Origin of the sequence: uncultured Pseudoflavonifractor sp. (assembly GCA_904419835.1) — a bacterium.
Classification (GTDB): domain Bacteria; phylum Bacillota; class Clostridia; order Oscillospirales; family Oscillospiraceae; genus Pseudoflavonifractor.
On the sequence record CAJFTA010000026.1, the window covers coordinates 23,374 to 31,235 of the forward strand.

Sequence of the window (7,862 nt, forward strand, 5' to 3'; positions counted from 1 at the left end):
ATGAATACCATCAAGGGCAGAGTCATCGTCCTGGGCGACGATGTGGACACCGATCAGATTCTCCCCGGATACGCCATGGCCGAGCCCATGGACCAGCTGGGCAACTTCGCCATGGCCGGTCTTGCCGGTCTGGACTTCAAGTCCGTGTTCCAGCCGGGGGACATTATCGTGGCCGGCCGCAACTTCGGCTGCGGCTCCTCCCGCGAGCAGGCCCCCATCGCCCTCAAGCAGGTGGGCGTGGCGCTGGTCATCGCCAAGGGCTTCGCCCGCATCTTCCGGCGCAACGCCATCAACATCGGCATGCCCGTGTGGGTGGCGGATGTGGCCGACGGCCTGAAGACCGGCGACGTCATCGAGGCCGATCTGGAGAAGGGCACCGTCACCGTGGGCGGTGAGGTCAAGCAGTTTAACCCCCTGTCCGAAAACGTGCGCAAGACCCTGGAGTACGGCGGGCTGATTCCCCGCGTCCGGGCCGAGCTGGGAATTGAGGGGTAATAGCGTACCCGACCGGCTCTGCCCTCAGGTGGGGCGGAGCCGGTGCTGCTAATTTGTATCAATAAGAATATCCAAAATCGGGAAACAAGGTGATATGCTGATGAAAGACCCGCAGGAGAGAACAAAACGAATCATTAAGGAAGATATCGAGACCATCCGTGCCTACGCCGACTGCTTCGGCGTAGAGATGCCCGACCTGGACGAGAACGGCGAGGTTGTGGGCCTGCCCGCCCCCTATCCCCGCGAGGTGGCCGGCGTGGTCCGCAGCGGCTACCGCATCTATGAGCTGGGCCAGAAGGCGCTGGAGACCGGCGTGCCCTGCCTCAACCCCATCCTGGGCCGCAACACCGCGGAGGAGACCTGGAAAGAATCCTGTGAGATGTACAAGTACGCCGACATGTACAACGACACCATCTTCCAGTTTGTCCACTCCGAGGCCACCCGCCACATCGACCCCCTGAAGGGCCGGGAGCTCATTGAGCAGTCCCGGGGCAAGGGCGGCATCACCCCCAAGGGCGAGCGGGAGTTCATCCAGATGGGCGGCGGCGCCAAGCACCCCGTGCGCATCAACGCCACCGGCGATACCGCCCACATCAACATCCTCAACGCCCTGATCGCCGGCTTTGACGGCACCGACATCGGCCCCGTCATCCACGTCCACTTCGGCGGCCGCGGCATCCACGACTTCCGCACCAAGGTGGTCAACGGCTACAAGGCCATCCAGATCTGCGGCGAGAACAAGATCTTTGCCCAGCTGGACACCCACAAGCACATCAACAACATCGGCGGCACCGACGGCATGGCCATCGCCATGTGCCTGCTGAGCGAGGGCCTGGCGGTCCACGGCGGCCTGCCCTGGGAGCTGAGCGGCATCCAGATGAACGTGGGCGGCAACAACCTGTACCGCGACCTGGCCATCATGCGGGCCTTCCGCCACAATATGCTCTCCAAGAGCCTTATCGTGGTGCCCGAGACCTTCCAGAGCCCGCCGGGCAATCTGGTGGCCGAGCAGGCCCACTTCGCCCGCATGGCCATCTCCGCCAAGCTGGGCGGCGCCAACTTCTACCGTCCCAAGGCCGCCGAGAGCGTGGGCATCCCCACCGGCGACTCCATGGGCCAGGCCATCTGGGCCAGCGAGGACGTGTTCCGCCGTACTTACAACCCGGGCATCGAGTCCCCCAAGATCGACGAGTACGAGGCCATGATGATGGACGAGGCCTTCGCCGTGCTGGAGGCCGTGCTCCACCTGCCCTCCCGCAGCCTGAAGCCCGGCTGCCTGACCGAGGACTTCTGGCGCCAGTGGACCGACGAGGAGCTCATCGACCTCATCGTGGAGGGCGGCAAGAGCGGCAAGATGGACACCCCCCGCGCCGGCGGCTGGGACCTGAAGCGGTTCGTCAAGACCAACCGCGACCCCGACGGCATCACCCGCTATGTGGAGGGCTACACCCCCCTGGGCGTGGACCCCACCCGCTGCCCCATCACCAAGGAGCACGTCACCGTCCACGTGGAGAAGCCCCCCACGCGGAAGGAGAAGATCGTTCTGGCCACCGTGGGCGCCGACGCCCATGTCAACGGCATCAACACCATCCGCGAGACCTTCCAGGACGCCGGCTTTGAGGTCATCTACCTGCGCGGCATGAACCTGCCCGAGACCGTGGCCGAGGTGGCCGCCGAGGTCAACGCCGACGCCGTGGGCGTGAGCAACCTGCTGGGTCTGGGCGTCACCCTGTTCCCCCGTGTGAGCGCCCGCCTGAAGGAGCTGGGCATCCGGGACAAGGTGGTGGTCTGGGCCGGCGGCCGCATTGCCGAGAAGGAAGAGGAGCACAAGTACTACGAGGACAAGATCGCCAAGGAGGGCGTGGGCTTTATGGGCGTGGACGCCTTCTTCGGCCCCGACTCCACCCCCGAGCAGTGCCTGGAGACCATCACCAAGCTCATCGAAGAAAAGCAGAAGTAAGTGTTCCGTTTCCCCGGCGGGAGCGCTCCCGCCGGGGGCGGCAGCGCAGTGAAAAGCCGTATAGGAGGTAATCATCATGGATCAGTTCAGAATCCCTTGCGTGATCATGCGCGCCGGAACCAGCAAGGGCATTTTCCTGAAGGAGAACGATCTGCCCGCGCCCGGTCCCGAGCGTGACAAGATCATCCTCGGCATCTTCGGTTCTCCCGACAAGCGCCAGATCGACGGCCTGGCCGGCGCCGACCCCCTGACCAGCAAGCTGGCCATCATCGGCCCCGGCTCCGTGCCCGGCGCCGATGTGGACTACACCTTTGCCCAGGTGTCCATCACCGACGCCAAGGTGGACTGGAACGGCAACTGCGGCAACATCTCCTCCGGTGTCGCCCCCTTCGCCATTGACGAGTCCATCGTCCGCTGCCATGAGGGCCTCAATGAGGTCACAATCTGGCAGACCAATACCCAGAAGCTGATGAAGTCCTACGTCATGGTGGAGAACGGCAAGGCCAAGGTCACCGGCGACGCGGAGATCGCCGGCGTGCCCGGCACCGCCGCCCCCATCCAGATGGATATGTCCGGCACCGCCGGCGCCGCCACCGGCAAGCTGCTGCCCACCGGCAACGTGGTGGACATCATCGAGACCAGCCGCGGCCCCATCGAGGCCTCCATCGTCGACTGCGCCAACCCCGTGATCTTCGTCCGCGCCGAGAGCGTGGGCATGAAGGGCACCGAGGATCAGCAGGAGATCGACGGCAATGAGGAGCTGCTGAAGTACCTGGAGGAGATCCGCGGCATCGCCTGTGTCAAGTGCGGCATGGCCAAGGACCTGGAGGACGCCACCAAGAACTCCCCCGCCTTCCCCATGGTGGCCTTTATCACCGAGGCCCAGGATTACTACTATCCCCCCGAGAACAGGACCATCAAGAAGGAAGATGTGGATCTGGTCTCCCGCCTGATGTTCATGCAGGTGCTGCACAAGACCTATGCCGGCACCGCCACCGTCTGCACCGGCGTGGCCGCCAAGATCAAGGGCACCCTGGTCAACCAGGTCCTGCACAACGACAATCCCCCCGAGCTGGTGCGGATCGGCCACCCTGCCGGCATGATCCCCTGCTACTCCGAGGTGGATGAGAACAACAACGTCAAGAAGGCCGCCATTGTCCGCACCGCCCGCCGTCTGATGGAGGGCTACGCCCTGCTGGAAAAGGCCAAGTATCAGGACTGATTCTCCCGTCCCCGCCCGGCGACATCGGCGCCGGGCGGGGAGTGAAAAGGATGCCAGAATATGCTTGCAAATATTATCGTATTTGATGTAGGCAGCACCTATACCAAGGCATGCGCCTTCCGGCTGGACCACGGGAGGTTCACCTTCCTGGGCCGGGGACAGTCGCCCACCACCCTCCACGACATTATGGAGGGCGCGGGCAAGGCCGAGGCGGCCATCAAGGCCCAGGGCGTGGAGTTTGACGAGCTGTGCAAGCGGTATAGCTCCTGCTCCGCCGCCGGCGGACTGCGGATGGTGGCCCTGGGCTACATGCCCCGGGTCACGGCCAAGGCCGCCAAGGAGGTGGCCATGACCGCCGGCGCCCGGGTGATGCAGGTGGTCTCCTCCGAGGAGCCCCTGGACTACCGGAAGGAAGTCCTCATGGAGATAAGCCCCGACATCATCCTCCTCTCCGGCGGTACCGACGGCGGCGACGAGACCTGCGCCATGGAGAACGCAGAGATGATCTGCTCCCTCCACAGCAGGGCCACCGTCATTGTGGCGTGCAACAAGTACGCCCAGATGCCCGTGGCTGAGCTCTTTGACCGCAACGGAATCCGGTATGTCCGGGTGCCCAACATCATGCCCACCATCCACGACCTCAACGTGAAGCCGGCCCGGGAGGCCATTCACGAGGAGTTTATCAAGCAGATCACCCGGGCCAAGGGCCTGCTGGCCTTCCGGGACAGCCTGGCCGACACCACCGTGGTGCCCACGCCGGGCGCGGTGCTGCTGGCCAGCGAGCTGCTGGCCCGGGGCACCTACGACCAGGACGGCATCGGGTCGCTGATCCTCATCGATCTGGGCGGCGCCACCACCGACATCCACTCCGCCCTGCCCGAGCTGGAAAAGCTGGCCATTGAGGAGCGGGGCCTGGTCATCAACAATGAAAAGCAGTTCTCCTACCGCACCGTGGAGGGCAACCTGGGCCTGCGGGTCAGCGCCACGGGCATCCCCGAGGCGGTGGGCCCCAAGGCCATCATCCGGGCCATGGATCTGGACTGCGGGGTCACCCCCGACGAGGTGCTCTCCTTTGCCGCCAAACTGGAGGCCCACCCGGACTACGTCCCCCAGGACGAGCGGGAGAAGTCCCTGGAGCGGGCCATGGCCACCTGCGCCATCTCCACCGCCCTGCGGCGGCACGCCGGCCACTACGCCGAGGCGGCCGACCCGGTCATGGGCATCATGGCGGGCGCCGCCATGGGCCGCGACCTGCGCAACGTGGAGAAGGTGCTCTGCGTGGGCGGCATCTTCGTCCACTCGGAGAGGGAGAAGGCCCTGGAAATGGTGGAGCGCTGCTTTGAGGAGCCGGGCATCTCCCTGCTGCCCCTCAATCCCCCCAGAGTGATTCTGGACCGGAGCTACCTGCTCTACGCCATGGGCGTGCTGGGCAAGCACTATCCCGACGCCGCCCTGAGCTTCCTCAAGGAATATGTCAATCAGGCTTGAACGAGCCAATCATTTAGATTTGGAGTGAATCAACATGAACGGAGCCACTAAAATCCGCGAGCTGTTTGCCGCCAAGAAGACCATCGTCGCCCCCGGCGCCCACGACATGCTGACCGGCAAGATCATCGGCAAGCTGGGCTTTGACGCCGTGTACATGACCGGCTACGGCCAGTCCGCCAGCCACCTGGGCAAGCCCGACGTGGGCCTGATGACCATGAGCGAGATGGTCATGCGGGCCGGCAACATGGTGGAGGCCGCCGGCGTGCCCGTCATCGCCGACGCCGACACCGGCTTCGGCAACGCCGTCAACGTGATGCGCACCGTCCGCGAGTACGAGAAGGCCGGCGTGGCCGTCATCCAGCTGGAGGACCAGGTCATGCCCAAGAAGTGCGGCCACATGGTGGGCCGTGAGGTCATCTCCAAGGATGAGATGGTGGGCAAGATCAAGGCCGCCGTGGATACCCGCCAGGGCGACATGATGATCATGGCCCGCACCGACGCCCGCACCGTCTTCGGCATCGAGGAGGCCCTGGAGCGCGCCCACGCCTACAAGGAGGCCGGCGCCGACATCCTCTTCGTGGAGTCCCCCGAGTCCGAAGAGGAGATGCGCCGCATCAACAGCGAGCTGCCCGGCGTGCTCACCCTGGCCAACATGGTGGAGGGCGGCCGCACCCCCATGTTCACCAACGCCAAGCTGTCCGAGTTCGGCTACAACCTGATCATCTACCCCACCGCCTCCGTCTACGTCACCACCAAGGCCATGGTCGACCTGTGGGAGGGCATGCGCCGGGATGACACCACCGAGACGCTCATTGACACCATGATCCCCTTCGCCCAGTTCAATGAGATCGTGGGCCTGCCCGAGATTCGCGCCATCGAGGCCAACTACGCCACCGGCCGCGTTGTGAAATAATCTAACCGGCAGCCTGAAGCAGTCCCCCTGAGTATGCGGCGGTTCCGGTGTGCCCGGCGGATCGTTTTCCCAGCCCGGCGCGCCGGACCGCCGCATCTTTTTCATTTAAACAGCAACGGCCCTGCGGGGAGATAAAAGGAGAATACGCCTATGTCTGATATTAGATCCGCCATTCAGGAAAAAATGCCCCTGACCGTCAGCGAGATGATTTCCGTCGCCAAGGAGTACGACGCCCGGGTGGTGGACGTGGTCCTGCTGGAGACCGAGCTGCGCACCGGCCTGAGCCGGGAGGAGATCCTCACTGGGATCATGAACGAATACGCCCACAACCTGAAGGCCGTGGAGATCGGCGTGAAGGACGGCGAGAGCATCCTGCTGGGCACCGTGGCCTCCCAGCTGGCCGCCCAGCCCGGCCCCAAGTGCTTTGAGGACCCCTTCCTGGACGACGCCCTGCTCTACACCCTGGGCGCCCAGGTGGGCAACCACTGCATCGGCCTGCGCCCCTGTGCCGGTACCGGCGATTCCTGCCCCTACTCCGGCTTCATCAAGGCCATGATGGTCCACGGCTATGACGAGAAGACCATCGCCGAGACCGCCGCCCTCATTCTGAAGATCGGCAGCCTCTTCCGTGTGGGCAAGGTTACCACCGGCTGCAACATGGAGGGCTACGGCGCCGGCTCCGCCTGCATCGCCGCCGCCACCGTCTCCCTGGGCGGAGGCACCCCCGAGCAGATGGAGAAGGCCATGGTCCTGGCCCTGTCCCCCACCATCGCCGTGCCCTGCACCCCCCGGGTGCTGGTGCCCGCCCTGTGCACCACCCACGTGGGCGGCGCCATCCTGATGGGCATGTACGCCGGCAGGCTGTGCATGAAGGTGGATATGACCGTCAACGTGCCCTTCGACGTCATGCTGGCCATGGCCGCCGAGGTCCATGTGGAGTCCGGCCACTACATCGTCCCCACCGTGGTGGAGTACATGGAGCCCTTCTTCAAGCGCAAGCCCGCCGTTGAGGCTCTGGTCCGCCAGGAGGTCAAGGACGCCGAGGCCAAGAAGATGGCCGAGACCATGGACAAGGCCGCCAAGAAGGCCAAGCAGCTGGCCGCCGGCGCCGCCGACATCCTCCACACCCTGGGCGACGCCGTGGTCGGCGGCAGCAGCCAGGCCGTGGGCAGCCCCACCAACGCCGCCCGCATCTGCCACGAGCTGGCCAAGGGCAAGATTAAGAAGGTACGGGTGGAGCTCTACCCCGAGCTGTTCGCCCGCCGCTCCATCAATATCCCCGGCGTGCTGATGGGCGCTGTATACGGCGCCTCCACCGCCGACTACCAGATGTACAACAAGTCCGTCCAGATGACCCGGGACGACGGCGTCGAGGTGGAGATCGTGGAGGGCACCGAGCACGCCATCCAGCGCATCACCATCACCACCGACGAGATGACCTGCATGGTGGACACCCTCAACCGGGGCGGCGGACGTCTGGTCCTGCGGGACGCCAGCCCCTCCCTGGCCGAGGCGGAGGCAGCGGCCAAGCGGCTGGGCATCGTGCTGGTCCAGCCCTGAGATACGGCGGTTATCCCTGTGGGGGAGGGGAGAACCCCCTCTTCCGCAGGATATCCATACCCGCGCCCCGGGGCGCGGTACATAATCTGAGAAAGCGAAATGAGGGAACTATTTTGGCAAAAATTGTACGCAAGGAAGAGCTGAATTCCAGCGTGACGCTGCTGGAAGTGGAAGCGCCGAAGATTGCCCGGAAGGCCCTGCCCGGGCAGTTCATCATTCTGCGG

6 protein-coding genes and 1 pseudogene are annotated in these 7,862 nt (G+C 64.8%); all 7 read left to right on the forward strand.

Annotated elements, in window-relative coordinates:
* A complete protein-coding gene (locus tag QZY67_RS06455) occupies positions 1–495 on the forward strand; it encodes a 3-isopropylmalate dehydratase (RefSeq protein WP_294533199.1) in 495 nt (164 codons plus the stop codon).
* A 100-nt stretch (positions 496–595) separates the two neighbouring features.
* Positions 596–2,455: a cobalamin-dependent protein gene (locus QZY67_RS06460; protein ID WP_294533202.1), complete on the forward strand. Its 1,860-nt coding sequence runs from the start codon at positions 596–598 to the stop codon at positions 2,453–2,455.
* 76 nt (positions 2,456–2,531) lie between these two features.
* The gene (locus QZY67_RS06465) at positions 2,532–3,677 is read left to right on the forward strand and encodes a PrpF domain-containing protein (protein WP_294533207.1); all 1,146 of its coding nucleotides are present in this window, start codon (positions 2,532–2,534) and stop codon (positions 3,675–3,677) included.
* A 60-nt stretch (positions 3,678–3,737) separates the two neighbouring features.
* On the forward strand, positions 3,738–5,165 hold the full coding sequence (locus QZY67_RS06470; protein WP_294533210.1) for a glutamate mutase L: 1,428 nt from the start codon (positions 3,738–3,740) through the stop codon (positions 5,163–5,165).
* 34 nt (positions 5,166–5,199) lie between these two features.
* Positions 5,200–6,078, forward strand: a complete 879-nt coding sequence (locus QZY67_RS06475) for an isocitrate lyase/PEP mutase family protein (protein ID WP_294533211.1) — start codon at positions 5,200–5,202, stop codon at positions 6,076–6,078.
* A 150-nt stretch (positions 6,079–6,228) separates the two neighbouring features.
* Positions 6,229–7,638, forward strand: coding sequence for a serine dehydratase (locus QZY67_RS06480; RefSeq protein ID WP_294533214.1), 1,410 nt, complete (start codon positions 6,229–6,231; stop codon positions 7,636–7,638).
* 113 nt (positions 7,639–7,751) lie between these two features.
* Positions 7,752–7,862, forward strand: a pseudogene (locus QZY67_RS06485) (sulfide/dihydroorotate dehydrogenase-like FAD/NAD-binding protein); the annotation flags it as partial.

Coding starts and splice junctions, on each gene's coding strand:
- QZY67_RS06475 (WP_294533211.1), top strand. CDS start 5,200: ATGAACGGAGCCACTAAAATCCGCGAGCTGTTTGCCGCCAAGAAGACC.
- QZY67_RS06480 (WP_294533214.1), top strand. CDS start 6,229: ATGTCTGATATTAGATCCGCCATTCAGGAAAAAATGCCCCTGACCGTC.
- QZY67_RS06465 (WP_294533207.1), top strand. CDS start 2,532: ATGGATCAGTTCAGAATCCCTTGCGTGATCATGCGCGCCGGAACCAGC.
- QZY67_RS06455 (WP_294533199.1), top strand. CDS start 1: ATGAATACCATCAAGGGCAGAGTCATCGTCCTGGGCGACGATGTGGAC.
- QZY67_RS06470 (WP_294533210.1), top strand. CDS start 3,738: ATGCTTGCAAATATTATCGTATTTGATGTAGGCAGCACCTATACCAAG.
- QZY67_RS06460 (WP_294533202.1), top strand. CDS start 596: ATGAAAGACCCGCAGGAGAGAACAAAACGAATCATTAAGGAAGATATC.